10 protein-coding genes are annotated in these 24494 nt (G+C 36.0%); all 10 read left to right on the top strand.

Annotation, left to right across the window (positions count from 1 at the left end):
- Positions 1-59: 59 nt before the first annotated feature.
- The 10 genes from DMB68_RS08750 to DMB68_RS08705 all read left to right on the top strand — a co-directional run bounded on the left by DMB68_RS08750 (position 60) and on the right by DMB68_RS08705 (position 24487).
- Positions 60-2225 (top strand): TIM-barrel domain-containing protein, encoded by a 2166-nt coding sequence (locus tag DMB68_RS08750; protein WP_110346221.1) that lies wholly within the window; start codon positions 60-62, stop codon positions 2223-2225.
- A gap of 70 nt (positions 2226-2295) precedes the next feature.
- A complete protein-coding gene (locus tag DMB68_RS08745; protein ID WP_110346220.1) occupies positions 2296-3066 on the top strand; it encodes a basic secretory protein-like protein in 771 nt (256 codons plus the stop codon).
- 101 nt (positions 3067-3167) lie between these two features.
- A complete protein-coding gene (locus DMB68_RS08740) occupies positions 3168-6755 on the top strand; it encodes a GDSL-type esterase/lipase family protein (protein ID WP_110346219.1) in 3588 nt (1195 codons plus the stop codon).
- A gap of 346 nt (positions 6756-7101) precedes the next feature.
- Positions 7102-8085: a glycoside hydrolase family 43 protein gene (locus DMB68_RS08735; RefSeq protein ID WP_110346218.1), complete on the top strand. Its 984-nt coding sequence runs from the start codon at positions 7102-7104 to the stop codon at positions 8083-8085.
- A 758-nt stretch (positions 8086-8843) separates the two neighbouring features.
- Positions 8844-11987: a SusC/RagA family TonB-linked outer membrane protein gene (locus tag DMB68_RS08730; protein WP_231131615.1), complete on the top strand. Its 3144-nt coding sequence runs from the start codon at positions 8844-8846 to the stop codon at positions 11985-11987.
- 16 nt (positions 11988-12003) lie between these two features.
- Complete coding sequence (locus DMB68_RS08725; protein WP_196783692.1) at positions 12004-13899, top strand: RagB/SusD family nutrient uptake outer membrane protein; 1896 nt, start codon at positions 12004-12006, stop codon at positions 13897-13899.
- A 17-nt stretch (positions 13900-13916) separates the two neighbouring features.
- Entirely contained in the window at positions 13917-15116 is a 1200-nt protein-coding gene (locus DMB68_RS08720; RefSeq protein WP_110346215.1) for a SusE domain-containing protein, read from the top strand.
- A 447-nt stretch (positions 15117-15563) separates the two neighbouring features.
- Complete coding sequence (locus DMB68_RS08715) at positions 15564-17888, top strand: RICIN domain-containing protein (protein WP_110346214.1); 2325 nt, start codon at positions 15564-15566, stop codon at positions 17886-17888.
- A gap of 55 nt (positions 17889-17943) precedes the next feature.
- The gene (locus tag DMB68_RS08710) at positions 17944-22068 is read left to right on the top strand and encodes a TIM-barrel domain-containing protein (RefSeq protein WP_110346213.1); all 4125 of its coding nucleotides are present in this window, start codon (positions 17944-17946) and stop codon (positions 22066-22068) included.
- A 97-nt stretch (positions 22069-22165) separates the two neighbouring features.
- Positions 22166-24487, top strand: coding sequence for an RICIN domain-containing protein (locus DMB68_RS08705; RefSeq protein ID WP_110346212.1), 2322 nt, complete (start codon positions 22166-22168; stop codon positions 24485-24487).
- The last annotated feature ends 7 nt before the right edge of the window (positions 24488-24494 follow it).

The following is a 24494-nucleotide window of genomic DNA, read 5'->3' as shown; positions in this document are numbered from 1 at the left end:
ACGTTTTAGTAAAATTGTTTTTAAACTTATAATAATATAATAACATTAAAATTTATAATATGAATTTTAAAACCACAATATTTTCAATATTCTTTATTTCGACAGGTATGGCAATTTATGCACAACAGGTTCCTTTGCAAAAAAAATCAGCAGTAGGGAATCGCATAGTAGAATTTGTACCTAAAGGATTTGATAAAAACAAAACACCATCCTTGATTCTTGCATCTGAACCAATTTCTAAGGGGAAAGTGCCAACTGACTGGTCTTTAATCCCTGAATTTTCATTTGCAAATAATAAGGCTAGTGCGGTTTTAAATTTGAAAGGAGATATAAGTTTATATGGTGGAGGAGAAGTTACCGGTCCATTATTGCGTAATGGTCAGTCTATAAAATTATGGAATACAGATACAGGTGCTTACAGTGTAGAAGGTGGTAAAAGATTATACCAGACTCATCCATGGGTTATGGGCGTACGTCCTGACGGGTCTGCTTTCGGAATTATTTTTGACAGTACATGGAAAGCAGAGCTAATTACAAATTCTAATCAGATTATTTATAATTCTGAGGGCGCTTTGTTCAGAGTATATATTATCGACAGAAAATCGCCTCAGGAGGTTATGAAAGGGCTTTCTGAATTAACAGGAACAATAAAATTGCCTCCGCGTTGGGCACTAGGATATCACCAATGCCGATTCTCTTATGACAGTGAAAAACGTGTTATGGAAATAGCTGATAACTTCAGAGAAAAGAAAATTCCATGTGACGTGATCTGGATGGATATTGATTATATGCAGGGATACAGGGTTTTTACATTTGACAGTATCAGGTTCGAAAATCCTAAACGATTAAATGATAATCTGCATTCAAAAGGCTTTAAGGCAATTTACATGATAGATCCGGGAGTTAAAGTTGATAAAGAGTATACAGTTTATCAGTCCGGCTCAAAAAATGATGTTTGGGTGCAGCAAAATAACGGAGAAGAATATCACGGTAAAGTTTGGCCGGGAGATTGTGCATTTCCCGATTTTACAAGTCCTAAAACAAGAAAATGGTGGGCAGGATTGTACAAAGACTTTTTAAATACAGGTATTGACGGAGTCTGGAATGATATGAATGAGCCTGCCGTAAATGATAATGATTTTCCTGAAGATAAACGCTTGGGTACAATGCCTTATGACACTCCGCACAAAGGAGGCGGAAATTTACCACAGGGTTCTCACTTGCTTTATCACAATGCTTACGGCCGATTGATGGTGGAAGCTTCTTATGATGGGATTCTAAAAACAAATCCTGAAAAGCGCCCATTTCTTTTAACGAGGTCAAATTTATTAGGAGGACAGCGTTTTGCCGCAACCTGGACAGGAGACAATTATGCCGGTTGGGATCACCTGAAACTATCTGTACCGATGTCTCTTACACTCGGATTATCAGGGCAGCCATTCAGTGGTCCGGATATAGGTGGTTTTCTAGGAAATACAGACGGAGATCTATGGGCAAACTGGCTTGGGTTTGGGGCATTTATGCCTTTTGCACGAGGTCACGCCTGTGCAGGAACAAATGATAAAGAGCCTTGGGCTTACGGTCCCGAAATAGAAAAAACATCGCGAATTGCTTTAGAAAGACGCTATCGCTTGTTGCCCTATCTATACACCCTTTTTTATGAATCTTCTAAAACAGGAATGCCCGTTATGTCGCCAGTATTTTTTGCAGACGTTAAAGATTCACGTTTAAGAGCCGAGGAACAGGCATTTTTATTAGGAGAAAATCTTTTGGTGGTTCCGGCATTTGCAAAAAATCCAGTACTTCCATCAGGAATATGGGAAGAACTAAATCTTATTGAAGGAGAAAAGACAGATAAATATCAGGCAAAATTAAGTATCAGAGGCGGAAGTATTATTCCTGCCGGTAAAGTGATTCAGAATGCAGGAGAGAATTCATTCGATCCGTTAAGCCTTTTTGTTTGTCTTGATAAAGAAGGCAAAGCAAGTGGGGAATTGTATTTAGATTCCGGAGATGGATTTGGATTTCAAAAAGGGGATTATGCTCTAATAACTTTTTCGGCTGAGAAAAAAAATGATATTGTTATTGTGAGAGTTTCTAATGTTGAGGGCAAGAGAAATAGCAATGAAGATGTAAAAGCAGTAAATGTAAGTTTAATATTGAGCGGTAAAATATATACAGGTTCGGGTACGCTTAAAGATGGTATCACGATTACTTTAAAATAATTTATTGTCTGATTTTTTGTTTGTAAATCAGGTTTTTATGTGTTTTTTGTTTAACTATTAAGTCTGTAATATGAATTTTAAAATTAATACAAAGAGTTTTCTTTTTTCAATTCTTTTGGTGCCATTATTCTCTATTTCTAAAGAAGAAAAGAATGGTAATCATAATAGGATAAAAGCAAACTTAGCTACAAATAACTTCATTGAAAAAGACAGTGTTATAATTAAAAACGGTTATCAGCTGACAGTAAGAAATAGTGATCCAAAACTTAGTAATGAATTTAAAAATAATATAGCGGAACGTTTCTTTGATGCCTATCCTAAAATGCTTGAGCATTTTAATCCAAAGGCAACAAAAAGTGTTATTATAATCTTCAGTGATGCAGATACAGATCATCCGGCACATGCTATTAATAATGAAATTACCGTATTCACAAAATTTTTCACAAAACCAGTCAGGGATAAAGATATAGATGTTATTGTCCATGAAGGTTTCCATTTAATTCAGGCTTATCCGGAAAGTAAAAATACTCCCGGATGGCTTGTAGAAGGGATTGCGGACTATGTAAGAGAAATATATGGATTGAGTAATGCAGAAAGTGGCTGGGTTTTGCCGGGCACATTAGATGATAAAGGAAATAAATACCAGGCATCGTACAGAACGACTGCACGTTTTTTACTTTGGGTGGATAAAAACTTCAAAAGAGGCATAGTTGAGATACTAGATGACAAATGCAGGACCGGTACTTATACATCCGAAATTTGGAAAAAAGAGACAAATAAAACTATCGATGAACTTTGGGATGATTATGTTAAAAATTATAATAAGTTCCCAAATAATTAATTTCTGAGGATTTTGTTTTGTCCATTTTAGATTCTGTAAAAATCAAATTTACCTTTTTGATAACACGTTCTTGAAGTAATACTAACTAAAAAACCAAAAAAATGAAAAAAAAATTACTCTTATTATTTTACCTTTTATTTGGATTTATCCATCTGAATGGACAAACTCTTAATCAGAGTTTTTATGTCGATTTTGGCCCAACAGGCGGAACTCAGGGAGGAATAACACCAAACCCTGATGCAAACGGTCACTATTGGAATAATATAACCAGTGAAGGTGTAGGAAGCAATATCACTTTGACCAATGCCAGTAATGTGGCTACAAGTTTTAAACTTGAAGTTACAGATAATTTTACATTAAATTCTACTATAAATTATGGACCGGCATCACCAACGGCGGCTAATTTAGATGACCTTGCAATCGGAACAGCTACTCAGGATTATTTTTTTGTAGAGGCTTCTAATCCAACAGGACAGCTTAAAATACGCAATTTATCCCCTTCAAAAGGCTATAAGTTTAGTGTTTTTGGCTCGAGGGTTGCATCTGGTCAGGCGGTAAGAGAATCTAAATTTGTTTTTACAGGCGGAAATTCTTTTACAGGTCAGCTTGTAACAACGGATGGTACTGCAACCGGAAATAATAATAAAACGCTTAAAACAACACTTTTATTCCCGGATGCTTCAGGGGTAATAACTATTGACTTGTCGATTATCACAGGAAATTTTGGCTATATCAATGCTATGAAGATGGAAGAATACAATATTCCGGTTAATCAAAGTATGTATGTAGATTTTGGACCTACAGGTGGTAATAATGGAGCAATAACACCAAGCCCTGATGTAAACAATCACTATTGGAATAACCCCACAAACGGAGCAGTAGGAGCTACGACCACTTTGGTTAACTCTAGCAACACGGCAACAGGTTATACCCTTACAGTTACGGATAATTTTTCAATAAATTCATCTGATAGCTATGGACTATTAACGCCAACAACAGCTAATTTAGATGATCTGGCAATCAAAACTGCCACCTCAGATTATTTTTACACAGAAGGCAGTAATCCCACAGGACAACTTAAAATAACTAATTTATCTCCTTCAAAAGGCTACAAATTTGATGTTTTTGGATCAAGGGTTGCATCTGGTCAGGCTGTAAGAGAATCTAAATTTGTTTTTACGGGAGCAAATTCTTTTACAGGGCAGCTTGTAACAACTGACGGTGCAGACGGAAATAAAAATAAGGTGCTTAAAACAAGTGTATTATTTCCAAATGCTTCAGGAGAAATCATCATCGACTTATCAATTGTTACCGGAGGTTTTGCTTATATAAACGCCATGAAAGTAGAGGAATACGATATTCCTGTAATTCATGTAACTGCACTTCAGATAACAGGAAATGACATCATAACAAGTGGACAAACATCACAAATGTCAGCTGCAGTTACGCCATCAAACGCAAGTTCATCTGCTGTAAGCTGGAAAGTTGATAATGCTAATATTGCCACTATCAGCAGCTCAGGCTTACTTACTCCTACAGGTAATGGGTCGGTAGTAGTGACAGCAACCAGTTTGCTGACACCTTCAGTTTCGGCTACCAAAACGATTAACGTGTCTAATCAGATATCAGAATTGTTTTTCTCAGGAACGGCTACAGAAAAAGGAGATAATATTGTTGATGCTCTGCCTATGAGAATGGTTAGGGGACTTACTAAAAACATAACAAACATTTTTGAAATATATACTTCGTTAAAAGCAAACGGGACAATTAACTTTTATACGTCTAAATCGGGTGGTGCTTTTTATGGTGCAGGTTCAGGAGCGGGAGCACTTTCTTTAAGCGGAGCAGGAATTGATCCGACGGAAACAGGAACAGTACTTATTACTGTAAATTTAAATACGAATACCTACACAATTGTTCCAATAAGATGGGCTGTAGCATCCAATATGATTGCAGGCGGCTGGAATATTGCTGAGGGAGCACCCCTGGATTATCAAGGCAACGGAGTCTGGTCAAAAACAATTGATATGACTGTTTCCAATGGTGAAACCGATACCCGTTTCAGCTTCAAAGGGAATGGTGACTGGCCTTATTCTTTTCATAAAGTTAAAAACACCACTAATACGGTGATGCTAAAATCGGAGTATCAGGCTTATAATGTTCCAACAGAAGATATTGGACTTAAATACGGTAAATTTAAAATTACACTTGATTTAAGTAACTATAGCTATTCAATTGAATGTGATGACATAGATGATTTGGAGATATCTGTAATGGGATCTTCTGTAGCAAACGGATTTGGCGCTACTAACAATCAAGGGTATGCTTATCAATATGGTCAGTTACTTGGAGAACGTTTTGCAAGCGGCACAAGTTCTAAATTTACTACTTCAAATATTGCCATAAATGGAAATAATACGGTTAGTCTCCTAAACCGATACGAAAAAGATCTTATAGGGGATTGCAGCAAGTATGTGATTTACGGTCTTTCTCTTGGTAATGAAGGCATTCATGAAAATGGGCAGCCAGCGTTTGACCAGTTTAAAACTAATATGCAATTGCTGATTGCAAAGGCAAAACAAAACGGAAAGATTCCGGTGATTATGAATAATTATACTCGTGAAGACTATAATGCAGCTGATTATAATTTCATAAAGCAAATGAATTTACTAATTCATGAATGGGACTTGCCAAGTATCAATCTTCTGGGAGCAATTGATAATGGGGCAGGCAGATGGGCAACAGGATATAAATCTGACGACTTGCATCCAAATGATATTGGACATGCAGAATTCTTTTATGCAATGGTTCCTTCCTTATTTGACGCTTTAGAACAAGGAAAGTCATTACCACAAATTGTTGCCGGAACTCCTTTAAATATAAATAATACAGCTGCTAACGGAGCAATAAAATTTACACCTGAAAAAACGATACATTCTTTTACAACATCGTTTGATGTTAAAACAAATACAACAGGTAATCTGGCCTCTTTTACTACAACTACAACGGCTGGTACTATTGCTATCGATGCGAATGGACATTTGGTTTATACTTCTCCTTCAGGAACTAAAATCACAGGAACTACTGTTGTAAATGACAACCAGTGGCACAAAATCACGCTAACTCATTTTTATGCCAGAGGAACAACATTCCTTTATTCAGATGCTGCAGTTTTAGGAAGCCTTAATGAAAAATTAGAATCAAAAATATTTTCTCTAAATCCTGCAAATGCACCAACATCACTTCAGTATAAAAACTGGTTTTTCTACAGATCAGGAATGAATATTGAAGAGATAACAGCGATGAATAATGGTAAAATGCTTAAATCAAGTCTTGAGTTGTATGCACCACTTGATGGAGGAGCGGCTTCAGGTGAAGCAACTTTTGCAAATCTTGCCCAAAGCACAAATAAAATTGACTTCTCAGCAATAACATTAAAAACTATTGATTTTAACAGCGGTAATAAAACAATACAATTGTATCCAAATCCGGTGCATGAAATCCTTACAATCGATTCTGGAGATAATGATATTAAGAATATAGAGGTTTATAATGCGCTTGGAGGATTGGTTAAAACGGTTGCTAACTCTAATACTGTAAATGTAAATTCACTTACCTCAGGAATTTATGTAGTTAAGATTTTTTATTCAGATTCAACTAATGGTTCTTATAAAATAATCAAAAAGTAATGTCGTAAAATTAAATAATTCGATATTACATTCTGGAAAAAGGAGCAGGAATGTGAAAACTGCCTTTTCTCTATGATTTTATATAATCTGCCTTATTTTTTTAAATGAGGCAGATTTTTTTATTATTGCTCTGATTAGGTTTTAAATCTTTGCAATTATTGCGTATTTAGTAATATGAAATATCTCGGTCATTTATTTGTATTAATGATTATTCAGTAATTTTTTAATAGTATGGTTGTATAATTTTAATTTTTGTAGTTTATAATTATTTATTATTTAAAAAAAACTTGTTTTAGCTAAATCGATTTAGTATATTTGTTTAGATATAAAGCTATACCAGAAAACAATGAAACAAGTTTTATTTTTGCTATCCCTGATTTCTTTCTCTAAGGCAATTGCGCAAACCATAATTTCGGATAATACAAAAAACAACAACCCCATATTCAAAGGCTGGTACGCTGATCCGGAAGGAATTATTTTTGATAAAACCTATTGGGTTTACCCCACATTTTCTGCACGTTACGAAGATCAGATTTTTATGGACGCTTTTTCTTCAAAAGATCTGGTAAACTGGACAAAGCATTCCAGGATTTTGGATACTACAGCAGTCAAATGGGCTAAAAAAGCAATGTGGGCACCTTCTATCATTAAAAATAAAAATAAATATTTCTTGTTTTTTGGAGCTAATGATATTCAAAGTGATAACGAGACAGGAGGAATTGGTATTGCCGTAGCTTCAAAACCTGAAGGACCTTACAGAGATTACCTTGGAAAACCATTAGTTGATAAATTTTATAATGGTGCACAGCCAATCGATCAGTTTGTGTTTAGGGATAAAGACGGACAATGTTATTTAATTTACGGAGGATGGAGGCATTGTAATATTGCGAAATTAAAATCTGATTTTACTGGTTTTGTACCTTTTGAAGATAAAACTGTTTTTAAAGAAATCACTCCTGAAAACTATGTTGAAGGTCCTTTTATGTTTATCAGAAATAACAAATATTACTTCATGTGGTCTGAAGGAGGCTGGACCGGACCTGATTATTGTGTGGCCTATGCCATCGCAGATTCCCCAATGGGGCCATTCAAAAGAATTGGGAAAATCTTAGAACAGGATTCTAAAATTGCTAACGGAGCAGGTCATAACTCGATTATGAAAGACCCTAATTCGGATAAATATTTTATTGTTTATCATAGAAGGCCACTCACCGAAACACTTGGAAATTCCAGAGAAACGTGTATAGAAGAAATGTATTTTGATGAAAATGGCTTTATAAAGCCTGTTATTATAACTAATGAAGGAGTAAAATCTCATAAGATTAAATAATTAAAAAGAGATAGCTGCAGACCGTAAAAAAATAACGTATTCATGCGTTATTTTTTTTTTGCTGTTTTGAGATATTTATATTATCAGCGATTGTGTTTCAGGTAGAAGTGGCTTTTGGTAATTCGTCATCTTCAATATCCCTTCGAATATGTCTGTTGAAAAGCCCCAATTATCATTTGATGAGTATTTATGTGTATCATTAATAGTCCTGTGATATAAAAATGTACGGGAATTCATCTCTAATTTAATAGAATATCATAGTTGGATGTTTTATAATCTCCGTATATCCCTAATGTGTTTAAAATCATATATCTTACTCAGGAATAGAGGAAGAAATAAAGAAAAATAATTAATAATCTCATTTTAAAAATCCATCTTTTTTATGCTTTTATTGGGAATGATTTTTTCATTTGTGAGATATTAAGTATTTATTTTGATTCACATGCATTTTTATAGTGTTTTCGGGGGCTCTATGCATCATTTCAACATAATTATGAAACAAAATGGGGTTAAAATTATGTTATCAATATCCTAATTTGGTCAAAAATTAAAATGATATTTTTTAGGATATAAAATTATAGTATCAATAAAAAAATGGTGTAATATTTTAACATGCCATAAAAAAGAATAAAATTAAATGCCTTATTAGTATTTGGGTATTGTTTGAAAAATTCTGAAAATGATATTAAATCCAATTCTTCAAAAAGCTCTTTTAATTGAAATGAAACTAACTAATAAAAACCAAAAAATTAACTCAAATGAAAATTAAAACGACTTGGAAAATGTCATCCACGCCACTAAGCTTATTTGCCTTGAGTAAAAAGTTTAGCATGGATGGATTGATTTACTTATTGTTTCTAATGCTCTGTGCAGGGAGTGGTTATGCACAAACGGGCAATTCACAGGATCCCATAAAAATAACGGGAAAGGTAACTGATTCTAAAGGTCTTTCGTTACCGAGTGCGACAGTACTTGAAAAAGGTACAAAAAATGCAGTATCGACAGATTTTGATGGAACTTTTAATATTACCGTATCTTCTCCTCAGGCTATCCTTGTATTTAAATATATTGGGATGAAAGAGATCGAAAAACCTTTAAATAATTCCAGAAAAATAACGGTAGCACTGGCAGAAGAGACTAGTGATCTTCAGACGGTTGTAGTTGTTGGTTATGGTACACAGAAAAAAGCTTCAGTTGTAGGAGCCATTAGTACTATAAAACCTTCGCTATTGCAGGTAGGTACTGCCCGTACCTTAAGTAACAACCTGGCAGGTCAAATTACCGGAGTAATGGCGGTTCAAAGATCTGGTGAACCAGGTTATGACCAATCAGATATCAGGATTCGCGGAATCTCTACTTTTGCAGGAGCCACAAATCCGCTGGTATTGGTAGATGGAATTGAAAGAAACCTAAATGATCTTGATCCTTCAGAAATTGAGTCTTTCTCCGTTTTGAAAGATGCTGCCGCCAGTGCTGTTTACGGTGTTAGAGGAGCAAACGGTGTTATTTTGATTAATACAAAAAGAGGTTTCGTTGGAGCTCCAAGAATACAATTAAGAACAGAATATTCAGTTCAGGAACCTACTAAATTGCCAACTTTCATTGGTGCAGCTCCTTATATGAGTTTACTAAATGAATTGTCTGGCACAGAGCTATACTCTCAGGACCGTATTGCAAAAACAGCTAATAATTATGATCCAGATTTATATCCTGATGTAAATTGGATAGATGACATAACAAAAGATTATGCTTTTACATCAAGAACTAATTTTAATGTTGCCGGGGGATCAGAAATTTTGAGATACGCATTAACTGTTTCTCATTATAATGAAAAAGGTATTCTTGCAAGAGATCCTAAACAATCGTATGATTCAGAAACGAAACTTAACAGAACGAATGTTCGTTCCAATGTTGATGTTAACTTATCAAAAACAACTTTATTAAGAGTAAATATTGGAGGGTTTTTACAAAATCTTAATAAAGGAAACAGCAGTACTGATGAATTATTTGGTTTTGCTTTTGAAACGACTCCTTTTGCACATCCTGCGGTATATTCAGACGGAACTCTTCCTAAGATTCCACAGCGTCCAAATCCATGGGCTGTGAGTACTCAGCAAGGATATTACAAACAAGGAGGAAGCAAAATTGAAAGTTTGGTATCATTAGAGCAGGATTTTAAAGCTGTTACTCCTGGTTTAAAAGCGAAGTTTACGTATTCGTTTGACTCTTTTTCTCAAAACAGGGTAACACGTGGTAAATCGCCTTTTTACTATGATGTAGCCACTGAAAGAGATCTTGATGGGAGTTTGATTAAAAATAGGCTTGATACCAGCGGGCAGGAATATCTTGGGTATACTACTTCACAAGAATTTGGAAATAAACGTATTTATCTGGAAGCAAACACAACTTATAACCGCACTTTTAATGGTAAACATGATGTAGCTGGTTTATTGTTATATAATCAGGATCAATATCAGGATGATAGAGGACCTCAGGCTTTCAGACATCAGGGATTGGCAGGAAGAGCTTCTTATACTTTTGATCGCAAATATATTGCTGAATTTAATTTTGGATATAATGGTTCAGAAAATTTCGAAAAGAAAGACCGTTATGGATTTTTCCCATCTGTAGCTGTAGGATGGATTGCAAGTGAAGAAAAATTTATGGAGCCATACAGAGATATTTTTAATAAAATTAAATTCCGTGGTGCTTATGGACTTGTAGGAAATGATCAGATTGGAGGTAACAGAAGGTTTGCTTATTTAACTACAATTAGTGATAATAATAACTCTGACTATACTTTTGGTACAGGAACAGGAGTAAAATTTGAAGGAATTGAGGAAGGCGAAATTGGAGTACCGGGTCTGACCTGGGAAAATGTAGCAAAAACAGATCTTGGTTTGGAATTAGGAATACTGAATATGATTGATTTGACTGTAGATGTATTCAAGGAAAAAAGACAGGACATCTTTATTTCACGAAATACAGTTCCAAGTCAGGCAGGATTTATTAATGCACCTTGGGCCAATTTTGGAAAAATGGAAAATAAAGGGCTTGAGGTTTCATTAAATATAAGCAAACAAATAACCCCTGATTTTTTTATGAGCTGGCGTGGTAATTTCACTTATGTTGAAAATAAAGTGACTGAAAGAGATGAAGCTGCGGCTTTAAAAGGGACTTATCGCTCGGCAACAGGTATTCAAAATAATACATTATGGGGACTAACTGCAACAGGCTTATATACAAATGAAGATTTTGCTACTATCAGTGATAATCCTCAGAACAATGTTTTAGCTTCAGGGATTCCTATTCCACAATTTGGTGTTGTACGTCCGGGGGATATTAAATATAAGGATAGAAATGCTGATGGAATTATCAGCGGTTTAGATGAAGGTTATATAGGCGGAACAACAGATCCTCAAATTGTGTATGGATTTGGAAATACTACAAAATACAAACAATTTGATTTTAGTTTCTTCTTTCAGGGTGTAGCAAAATCAGAAAGAATTATTGGCGGAGCTAATTTTATACCAGGAAGCGGCCAGGGTACTTTAGGAAATATTTATAGTAACTACAACGACCGTTGGACTGAAGAAAACCCAAGTCAGGATGTGTTTTGGCCTAGATTAAGTTATGGTACTAATGCTAACAATTCTGTAGCATCTACATGGTGGAAAAAAGATATGAGTTTTGGCCGATTGAAAACTTTGGAATTAGGTTATTCATTGAAAAAAAGTGTAGCTGAAAAAATCTGGTTACAAGGAGTAAGAGTTTATTGCAGTGCGAATAATTTGTTCTACATCTCAGATTTTAAACTTTGGGATCCGGAGTTAGGTACATCAAATGGTTTAAAATACCCAACAACAAAATCTATTCTTTTTGGACTAGATGTAAGTTTATAATTTAAAAACAATGAAAATGAAACATATATATATTAGATCAATATTCCTTTTTTTAGGATTATTTTTATCGTCATCATGTTCAGATTATTTAGATAAAGAGAGCGACACCGAACTTACTCTTGATGCAGTTTTTCAGAGTAAAACAAAAGTAGAGAACTGGTTAGCATCCTGCTATTCCAGGATTCCTGATCCTATTTGGGGAGGAACTGTCCGTCAGACCGGATGGGAAATTTTAGCAGATGATATTACTCCATCTGAGAGATGGCGTCAATATGGCTGGGATGTAATACCTTTTATTCTGGGTGACTGGTCAGTAGGTTCACAATGGGCACCGGGATATTGGAACGGACTTCCTCAAAGAATTAGAGAATGCAACATATTTATCCAGAATGTTAAGCCATTACCGGAAGATGGTTTGACACAAGAGGAAGTTAAGTTAATGATTGCTGAGTGTCATTTCTTAAAAGCCTATTATTACACACTATTGTTAGATACTTATGGTCCGATTCCTTTTAATCCGGACGCAATTACACCAGTAGATTATAATCTTCCGGATTTACAGGTAGGTCAGACTCCTTATGATGAAATAGTGACCTGGGTTGATAAAGAATTGAGAGAGGCTGCCCTGGTCTTACCAACATCTTATACAGAGGGTAGAAAATTTGGTCGTGCAACATCTATTATGTGTGAAGCTGTTAGAGCCAGAATGTTACTTTTTGCAGCAAGTCCGCTTGTTAATGGAAATCCTGAATATATTGGTCATAATACTAAAGATGGAAAACCATTATTCAATCCTACGTATGATGCTAATAAATGGAGAATTGCTGCAGATGCGAGTAAAAAATTAATTATGGATGCAGAAGCTGCAGGTCATAAATTATATACAGAATTGAATACTGCAGGAGGAATTGACCCCTTCATGTCTTGTCAAAATTTACATCTTGTAGAAGCTAATAATGGAAATAAAGAAGTATTGTTCGCCCGTCCAAGTGGTGATTACAGAGAATACGACAGACATTCAGCACCAAGTGGAAACGGAGGCGCAGGCGGATTAGGAGTAACACAATCTCTGGTAGATGCTTTTTTTATGGATAATGGCTTGCCAATTACTGATCCGTCTTCAGGATATGTTGAAACAGGTTTCTCTTCAGAAGATGGATTCTGGACCGGAGGAACAACAAAATATAATGCAATTAAAAATGCCGGTCTGGTTACATTGGCAGGTACTTACAGAATGTATTGCAATCGTGAACCAAGATTTTATTTAGCAGTTAATTTTGATAAAGCATGGTATACTGAAGGGGATAATGCCGGAAAAGATAACGGTAGAAGACTCGAATTTTTTAACGGTGGGAAGGATAATAATCATACACATGATGCTCCACAAAATGGTTATTTATTAAGAAAAAGAACTGATCCGACAAGAAATCCGCGTTCAGGTTATTTTGCAGCACGTCAGGGAATTCTATTTAGATTAGGAGAGGTGTATTTGAACTATGCAGAAGCACTTAATGAATCAGATCCGGGGAATGCTGATATTCTTATCTATCTTAATAAAATTAGAGAAAGAGCAGGTGTAAGAACCTATACAATTGGAGCATCCGACGCTTTAAATATACATGTTGACAATGATCAGGAAAGTATAAGAAAGATAATAAGAATGGAACGAAGAGTTGAACTTTGTACAGAAGGAATACGTTATAGCGATTTAAGAAGATGGAAATTAGCAGAAACAGTACTGAATGGTCCTTTTTACGGAATGAACTATAACGGTACTAATGCAAATGATTTTTATAAAAGAACCGTATATCAAAACAGAGTGTATAAAAAATCTTTTTATTGGTTCCCTGTATACTTAGCAGAAATCGAAAAGAATCCAAATCTGGTACAGGCACCTTTCTGGGACAAATAACTAAAAACGAAACTAAAATGAAAAATATAAAAAATATTATCTCATTTATAATAATGAGTATCGTTCTTGTCTCTTGTGAAGATAAAGGACTTGAGAATGCTGACTGGCTTAAGGAGCCTGATTTTGCTAATCCTTTGACTTTAAGTCTTTCCGGGAAAGAAGTTGTATTGGTTAAAGAAAATGAGGAACAAAACGCAATAACTTTTACCTGGACACAAGGAAATGACAGAGGAGCCGGAACTACTTTAACCTACTTTTTCCGTATAGATATCGAAGGAAATAAATTTAGCGAAGGCCTGGATGAAGATGATCCGAAAAATACTGTAATTACAGAAGAAATTCCGGCAGGAGTTTTTACCAAATCTTACACGGTAAGGCAGTTAAACGATTTATTACTGAAAAATTTTAAACGCCCGGGAGGTGTTGCTACAAATCTTGAAGTGCAAATAATAGCCAGAGTAGATAATAGTAAGCAGTTTCAGCTGCCGGAAGTATCTACATCCAGTTTTATTGCTACAAGTTATAGCCCGGGACCATTGCCGTTGTTTATGGTTGGTGATGCTATAAGCGGCAGCTGGGATTATAATACGGGTAAAAGTTTACCTGAAATAACAGAAAGAACAATATACACTTATCTTGGAGACTTTTCAGTTGGTTCATTCAAAGTTATTGAAAAACCGGGCAGCGAGTTGCCATCTTACGATCCGGCAGCAGGAAATACTCTTGTGTATAACCAAACAGATCAAAGAACAGCAGATAATGTTTTTAAAGTAACTCAATCAGGCCGTCATTCTTTATATATGGATATTGATAAGGGAATCTATGCTCTTGGATATGTACCTTACCCAGGTGTTTATATGGTAGGGCATTCGATATCAGGCATCCGCTGGGATATTGGAAAGGCAAAACAAATGAACTGGGATCCTAAAAATCCAGAAGTATATACATTCAAAGGAAGGTTTGAAGCTGTTAAACCAAATGGTGGTGGTGATGAAAAGGAAGGGTTTAAACTTTATACACAGCAAGGCGACTGGGGAGGTAGAGGTTTTCAGCCTGCAACAAATCATACTGTACTTGTACCTGATGCTCCACCTACACCAATGTTTTTGAAACCTGCAGGCTCTGGTAAGGATGACAAATGGGATATTCTGGAGACTGGTGATTACGAACTTATCGTAAACCCTGTGAATCTGACTATTCAGTTAAAGAAACTATAGTTAGTAATAAATAATTTTCAGGTTAATAAATTGCCCCAACAAAATGAAGACAAAACTTTTCAATCTGTGTATTGGAAAGTTTTGGATTCATTTTTTAGTCATTTGCTGAATTTTTTAGCATTGAAAAAATCATTTATTAAATATGAAAACGTGTAAAGTTATTACATGTGAAATTGTGAATAATTCACTAAAACGTTTTAATGTTTTCAAATGAATATGAAATGACAAAAAAACAACGATAAATTTTTAGACTATGATAGGAACTTTACTCTGCAAATAATGTCTGTTTATTGCGCATCACTCCTGTGATATTTCTAATAACGTAGCAGTGTTTAATTAATTTTTTATGCCCGCTGCGGAACCTACATTCTTCACCAAAATATAGAAGTAAAAAGCAGTCATGTTTTTTACAGGAAATGAATACTTAAACATATAATTTAATAATATATGATTAGAAACGTAATAAAGATGATGTTCTTTTTGATATTGAGCGCAAAGTTATCTGCACAAACAGCTGATCAGCGCGCAGATAAGATTCAGGATGCAACCAATACTATTTTCATGTCTGCTGATAAAAGTTATTATAAACTGAACAGTGCTTCAGATAATGACCCTTATGGCTATGGCTATTGGATACAGGCACATACGCTGGAAACTTTAGCAGATGCTTATCAAAGAACCCGCAATGTTGTCTACAAAGACAGAATGAAAAGTATCATTGCCGGAATCAGAAAATATAACAGATATGCTGCAGGAACGTATCGTAATGATTACTATGATGACCTGGAATGGCTGTGTTTAGCTGCTTTTAATTGCTACAACGCCACTAAAGATTCTGAGTTTCTTGATGCCGTACATCAAATATGGGATGAAATAAAAACAGGATATTCAAACGGTGCTGTTTCATGGAAAAAAGGATGCAGCACTCCATGTAAAAACTCAATTGCCAACGGTCCCGCAATAGTTATTGCTGTGAAGTTATACCAATTAGAAGGTGATAATTCAAACTTGCAAATGGCAAAAGATATCCATGCCTGGATGAAAGCCAATGTGCTTAACGATCAGGGCGGAATTTGGGATTCTCCAACAAATCAGGATCCTGACTGGCAATTTTCATATAACACAGGAATGTTTATTGCAGCCTGTCTGGAACTTAACCTTGTTACCGGTCAGCAATCCTATATCGAGGATGGTATGAAAGCTGCTGATTTTATGATGAATTACAGAAAATATAGCGGTGGTGCTTTTTACTTAAATGAAACAGGGCAGGGAGACGGTGGTTTATTCAAAGGAATTTTCGCAAAATGGTTTATAGAATTTGTTCGTATTGGAAATATTCCTCAGGCCAGAAAAGAACATTATCTGCAAATCATTAATTATACGGCTGATTATGCCTGGAACAATGCAGTAAGCAAATCTAATTATTTAACGAACTACAATTGGCGGAAATTACCAACAGAATCGATTGATTTATCGACTCAGACAAGCGGTCTTCATTTATTTGAATCTGTTGCCAGTTTAAACAAAGTACACGTTTATCAGGATATTAATTATGCCGGATTTTATTCGCAGCTTGCACCGGGCAATTATACATCGGCACAGCTGCTTTCCAGAGGTGCTCCTGATAACTTCATTACTTCTTTAACCGTTCCCGCTGGTTATGTGGTTACCGTTTATGAAAATGATAATTTCACAGGTGCTTCTAAAACGTTCACGGCAAATACCGCCTGGCTTGCCGATTGGAATGACAGGATTTCGTCAATAAAAATTGAAGATACAAATCCTCCGGTTACAAATCCTTTAATTATTGATAGTTCTGTAATGAATGTTTTTCAAAATGTAAATTTTACAGGTTATAATGTGGCTCTTGATATTGGAGATTATACTTTGGCACAACTTCAGTCAAAAGGGATTACGGACAATGACATTAGTTCGTTCAAAATATCGAAAGGTTTTAAAGTTACACTGTATGAAGGAGATAATTTTACCGGGCAGTCAAAAGACTTTACTTCTGATACTGGTTTATCATCAGACTGGAACGATAAAACAACATCATTACGTGTTCAAGCCAACGGAGATACAAGTTTAGGAGATATAATTTATCAATTACAAAATCGTAATAGCGCACTGAACATGGAAGTATCCGGTTCCAGTATGTCAACCGGTGGTAATATAGCCCAAGGTACCGCAACTGCTGGAGATAACCAGAAATTTACATTTACACATTTAGGAGATGGTTTGTACAAAATCATTGCAAAACACAGTGGACAATCATTGAATATCGATGACTACAACACAGATAATGGTACGAATGTGAACCAATCACCATATAACGCAACTGCAAACCAGCAGTTTGTATTGGTGGCAACAGGAGACGGATATTACAAAATTATACCCAGAATCAGCGGTAAACTGGTTGAGGTATCCAACTTTAGTAGTGCAAATGGCGCAAATGTTCAGCAATGGGAAGATGTCAATTCACAGGCTAGCGGCCAATGGAAATTAATAAAAGTGGAATCATTGGGTGTGGAAACACATAACGGAATAACATCTTTAAATCTATATCCAAATCCGGCACAAAACACACTGTTTTTCAATTCTGATATAACAGGCTCTCAGATAAACATTTTTTCTGTTTTAGGAAGTTTGGTGTTGAAACAAAGCGTAGATAGCGACAACAGTGTGGATGTTTCGAAACTCGAAATAGGAATATATTTCATCACGATACATAAAGACGGAAAAGAAATCACCAAAAAATTCCTGAAAAAATAGTAAAAAATTCTCTTGGAGATTTTATAAAATTCGAAAAAATGAAAACTAAAAAATTATGAAAAAAGGATTTAAACTGTTCATGCTGTTTTCAATAACGGTACTGAACGTATTCATGACCCGGGGCCAGACTTCAAATATGGCCGGGGACAATATTGCTGTTTTTTATCCAAACAATTTCAATCCATCGCATACTTTACCTTCACTAATTTTTCTAAATGATTTGACCGATAAAGGAACTGTTCCTGCATCCTGGTCAATTAAACCTGTTTTTAGTACAGTAAATGGTAAAAGCACAGTGAAAATTTCCTATACAGGAAGTGTGGATTTTTATGGAAATGGTGAAGTATCAGGACCATTAAAACGTAATGATACTCAGGTAACATTATGGAATAGCGAGGCACCTAATTACTGGATTGACAATGGTACTCGTCTTTATCAGTCACATCCATGGATTATGGGAGTTCGTCCTGATGGTACAGCTTTCGGAATTATTGCCGATCATACCTGGAAACAATCTTTTGTGATTACAAATCCGGTAACGATAACATCAGAAGGTCCCGGATTCAGAGTGATTGTGATTGAAAGAAACAGTCCTCAGGAATTGGTGAAAACCCTTGGGGAATTAACAGGGAAAATAGAACTTCCTGCTTTATGGACACTAGGTTTTCAGCAAAGCAGGTTTACGTATACTCCGGATTCAAAGGTGAAAAGTATTGCTGATGAATTCAGGAATCGAAAAATTCCATGCGATGTAATTTGGATGGACATTGATTATATGGATCAATACAAGGTATTTACCTTTAATCAAAGCACATTCAGTAATCCTAAAGGCCTGAATGATTATTTACATACTAAAAATTTCAAAGCTGTCTATATGATTGATCCCGGTGTAAAAAAACAAACGGGTTATTTTGTATACGATCAGGGAAAAGCGGGTAATCATTGGGTACAAAAGGCAGATGGTACAGAATTTAACGGCCAGGTCTGGCCCGGTGATGTTGCCTTTCCAGATTATACAAGACCGGAAACCCGTACCTGGTGGGCCGGATTGTATAAAGATTTCATGAAAACTGGAATTGACGGAATCTGGAATGACATGAATGAACCTTCTGTGTTTGAGACTCCAAACAAAACAATGCCAGAAGATAATCTGCATCGTGGAGGAGGGACTATGCCTGCAGGAAGTCATTTAAGATATCACAATGTATATGGCTATTTGATGGTGAAAGCAAGCCGAGAAGGAATAGTTGCAGCCAATCCGGATAAGCGTCCGTTTGTTTTGTCTCGTTCCAACTTTTTGGGAGGCCAAAGATATGCAGCTACCTGGACGGGAGATAATTCTTCTTCTTGGGCGCATTTAAAACTGTCGGTCCCAATGTCAATCACATTAGGTCTTTCAGGTCAGCCAATTTCAGGTGCTGATATTGGTGGCTTTAACAACGATTGTACGCCAGATTTATTAGGACATTGGATGGCTTTAGGCGCTTATTATCCATTTTCAAGAAATCATGCTGCAAACAACTCTGTTAATCAGGAGCCATGGGTTTTTGGATCGCAGATTGAAAATGTTTCGCGTACAGCTGTTAATCGCAGATACCGTCTTCTTCCGTATATGTATACCTTGTTAAGAGAAGCTTCAGAAACCGGAATGCCTTTGATGAGACCTGTTTTCTTTGCTGATAATACGGATCTGAGTTTACGAACTGAACAGCAGGCTTTCCTGTTAGGAAAAGATTTACTGGTAGTTCCAAGATGGGCTGTAAATCCGAGTTTACCTAAAGGAAACTGGAATAAAGTTAAACTTGAAACTACGGAAGATGATAAATACCAGGCTCATTTGTACGTAAGGCCAGGCTCAGTAATTCCAATTACCGATGTTGTTCAAAGTACATCAGATTACAAAAGCGACAATATTACGTACCTGATCAATCCATTACAGGACGGAACTGCTGCCGGCGAAATCTATCATGATGATGGAGATGGATTTGGATATAAATCAAATGATTACGCAGTTCACGGAATTAATGTAACAAAACACAACGCCGACTCATTAAAGGTTGTTATCAATCAGATAGGAGGAAGTAAAAACATAAATCGTGTCAGCAGAATAGGATATGTAACGGATAATGGAATTGTATATTCAGCCTGGTCTTCAAATACGGTTCGTTATATACCAATCATCCCGGATACTAATCAGAACCTTGATTTAAGCATGGTAAATACGATGTTTCTTAAAGGTAGCTTTAATACAAATCTAACTCCAATGATAAATGTTGGAGAAAAGAAATGGAAGTTGGATGCATTAAACTTAAAATCGGGTCAGACCTATACCTTAAAATTTATTCAGAGTAAAAATCCAAACGGATTAGAATGGGGAGGAGCAACAGGAATATCCGGAAAAGCGATACAAACCAATGACAGCAGTAATACTATTTCATTTACTATAAATGCTGATGGTATTTATAGCGTAACATTTGACGAAGCGACATTAAACTATGTGGTTCAAAAAACACCGGCAATTAATTCACTAGCAATTGTAGGAGATGCTACAGATCTTATGAATTTTGATTTGATGGGATTACCAATGAACCAATCGGTTGAAGATTTGAATGTTTTCACTTGGACAGGTCATTTATCATCAAGTATTACCAGAGCGGATAATAGTAAAACGGAAGGGAAATTTAAATTCCACTACGGAACCGGCGGACAATGCGATGATGTATGGATTTACGCAAACGCAGCAGATCAGTCTTTGTCTACTACATCAATGGTTATTGCGAATGGCTGTTCATACCCGGATAACAAATGGAAAGTAAAAGCGGGCGAAAATGGCACCTATAAAATAACGGTTAATGTTAGTACAAGAGTAGTCAAAGTCGAAAAATTGAATGATTTTGCCTCTTTAGCTATTGTTGGAGATGCCACTTCAATAGGATGGAATCCAAAAGGACTTCCAATGGAGCATAATCTGGAACAGCCAAATATTTTCAAATGGACAGGAAAATTAACGGCAAGCAATGGTACAACAGAGGGAGCATTCAAGTTTCATTCCGGTCCTAATAATTTTTGCGATGATGTTTGGCTGATGGCCACAGACGCAGATCAGGCTTTATCCGGAACTACATATAAAGTAGAAAACGGCTGTAATAATGATAAAAAATGGAAAGTCCGTGATGGACAGACGGGTACTTATACTATAATTATTGATGTTGTTGCTAAGACAATTAATATAAAGAAAACAATTACTACCATGGCGATTGTTGGAGATGCTACATCAATAGGCTGGGATCCAAAAGGACTTGCAATGCAGCAATCCAATGATAATTTGAATGTTTTTACATGGACAGGAAAATTATCAGCTGGAAATTTTAAGTTTCATTCCGGTTTAAATAATTTCTGTGATGATCTCTGGTTGAATTCAGTTATAGATAATCAGTCAATATCTGATAATAATCTAATAATAGTAGACGGCTGTGCTGCAGATAATAAATGGCAGGTAAAAACTGGAGAAACTGGGACTTATAAAATAACTGTTGATGTTGAAACTAAAAAAATAAGTATCCAAAAAATAGCACTGGAGTCCTTATCAATTGTGGGTGATGCAACTTCTGCAGGTAATGATACGAAAGGCTTATTGATGGAGCAATCTGCAAATGACTTAGATGTTTTTACATGGACAGGAACATTAGCTGCTGCAAATGGCAGTACTGACGGAAAGTTTAAATTTCATTCTGGCACTGGCAGCTGTGATGATACATGGTTGTACGCAACTGTGGCAGACCAAACGCTGTCCGGAACTGCATTTACTAAAGCAGCCGGATGTACAGCACCTGATAATATGTGGAAAGTACCTGCAGGAGGAACAGGAACATATAAGGTAACGGTTAATTTGACAACTAATAAAGTAAGTATTAAAAACATTTCGGCAAACCTTGGCCAGCCTGATTTTACTAAGGAAGAAAGTTTTATTTATCCGAATCCGGTTGGGAATACACTTTTCTTTAGTACAGATATGGCTGGGGTAAATGTGAGTATTCTTTCTCCAACAGGCAGTCTGGTTTTAAAACAAAAAGTAGAGAGTAACAACAGCATCGATGTTTCTAAACTAAATGCCGGGCTGTATTTTATTACTACGAATAAAAATGGGACTAAAATTTCCAGAAAATTCATAAAGAAATAAGCATAAAAGCCTGACTGAATCTACTGAAATTGATTTGGTTAAGGCTTTTTATTTTACATCATTTATTGTTTAGTTATTAATCTTAAAGAAGTAAATTATGAAGAATCTATTTAAAGCCGGAGGCGTTTGCATGCTGTTCTTTTTGTTATGCGTTTCAAATTTATTTTCACAAACAGCTGATCAACGGGCAGAAAATCTACAGAACGGAACTAACACTATTTTTATGTCTGCTGATAAAAGTTATTATAAACATAACAGCGCTTCAGACAATGATCCTTATGGTTACGGATACTGGATACAGGCACATACGCTGGAAACATTAGCAGATGCTTATCAAAGAACTCGTAATTCTGTTTATAAAGACCGAATGAAAAGCATCATTGCAGGAATCAGAAAATACAATTCGTATGGTGCGGGAACCTATCACAATGATTTCTATGATGATTTGGAATGGCTTTGTCTGGCGAGTTTCAACTGCTACAATGCAACCAAAGATCCGGAGTTTTTAGATGCCGTACATCAAATGTGGACAGAGATTAAAACCGGATATACAAATGGTGCTATGTCATGGAAAAAAGGGTGTAATACTCCTTGTAAAAACTCAATTGCCAATGGTCCTGCTATTGTTATTGCTGTGAAATTGTATCAATTGGAAGGCGATAACAGCAACCTGCAAATGGCAAAAGACATTCATACCTGGATGAAAGCAAATGTTTTTAATGCGCAGGGAGGAATATGGGACAGTCCAACCAATTTGGATCCTGACTGGCAGTTCTCATATAACTCAGGTATGTTCATCGCTGCTTGTTTAGAACTTAATCTTGTTACAGGTACACAATCCTATATAGATGATGGCATCAAGGCATGTGAGTTTATGATGAATTACAGAAATTATAACGGAGGTGTATTTTTCCTGAATGAAAATGGACAGGGAGACGGAGGTTTATTCAAAGGAATTTTTGCCAAGTGGTTTATAGAATTTGTCCGTATGGGAAATTTAACACAGGCTCAAAAAGACAGGTATTTGGGTGTTATCAATTACACCAGCAATTATGTGTGGGCTAAAGCTGTGAATAAAACCAATTATTTAATCAATTCCTATTGGGATTCAGTACCAACCGGAACGATTGATTTGTCTACTCAGTCTGCAGGTCTTCATTTGTTTGAATCTGTTGCGAGTTTGAATAAGGTTCACGCTTATCAGAATATTAATTACGGAGGTTTTTATTCACAGCTTTCGACAGGAAATTATACTTTGGCACAACTTCAGGCAAGAGGTATTTCTGATAATGATATCACATCTTTAACAGTTCCTGCCGGTTATGTGGTAACGGTTTATGAAAACGATAATTTTGGTGGTGCTTCCAAAGTATTTACTGCAAATTCAGCATGGCTTGCAGACTGGAATGACAGAATTTCGTCCTTAAAAATAGTAGATACAAACACTTCTTTAGTGAATGTGTATCAGGATATAACCTATTCAGGATACACTGCAGGTCTTAATGTAGGAGATTATACGCTCGCACAACTTCGTGCAAAAGGAATCCTGGATAATGACATTACCTCTTTAAAAATCACAGAAGGATACAAAGTAACAGTTTATGATGGTGATAATTTTACCGGAGCTTCAAAAGATTTTACAGCCACTACTGATTGGGCCGGTGATTGGAATGACAGAACAACCTCTTTGCGTATTCGTCCAAACGGAACTCCTAATTTAGGAAATATAACCTACTATTTACAAAATCGCCATAGTGGTTTATATATGGATGTCTGGGGACTAAGTACTGCAGACGGGGGAAATATTGCACAAGGAAATTATACAGGAGCCAATAATCAAAAATTCAAATTAATTGATGCTGGCGACGGAGCTTATCAAATCCAGGGGATTAACAGTGGCAAAGCAGTAGATGTTGCAGGAGTAAGTGTAGAGAATGGAGCGAATGTGCATCAATGGACTTATGTTGGTGCAGCGAACCAGCAATTTATAGCCGTATCAACAGGTGATGGCTATTACAAACTGGTAGCTAAACATAGCGGAAAGTTAGTCGAAGTAGCTGGTTTTAGTACGGTAAGCGGTGGAAATGTACAACAATGGGAAAATGCAAATCAGGCGAGCGGACACTGGAAATTGATTCCTGCAGGTACAGCAAAATTTGCAAAAACAGAATTGACAACAGAAACCGAAACCGCAGCAACAGCTATAAATGTATATCCGAATCCGGTTGAAAGTACATTGTTTTTTACCGGCGAAGTCTCAGGAACTCAGGTACGTATTTTTTCTTTAACAGGAAACTCAGTTTCTGAACAAAAAATCCAGTCCGATAATGTAAATGTCTCAGGTTTGGCTGCAGGAACTTATTTTATAGTTTTTGAAAAAGATGGAGCAAAAATTACAAAACGATTTATTAAAAAATAAAATCAAA

This window comes from Flavobacterium hydrophilum, assembly GCF_003202405.1.
Lineage (GTDB): Bacteria > Bacteroidota > Bacteroidia > Flavobacteriales > Flavobacteriaceae > Flavobacterium > Flavobacterium hydrophilum.
The sequence above is the reverse complement of the archived record's forward strand: the minus strand, read 5'-3'. Positions and strand labels throughout refer to the sequence as shown.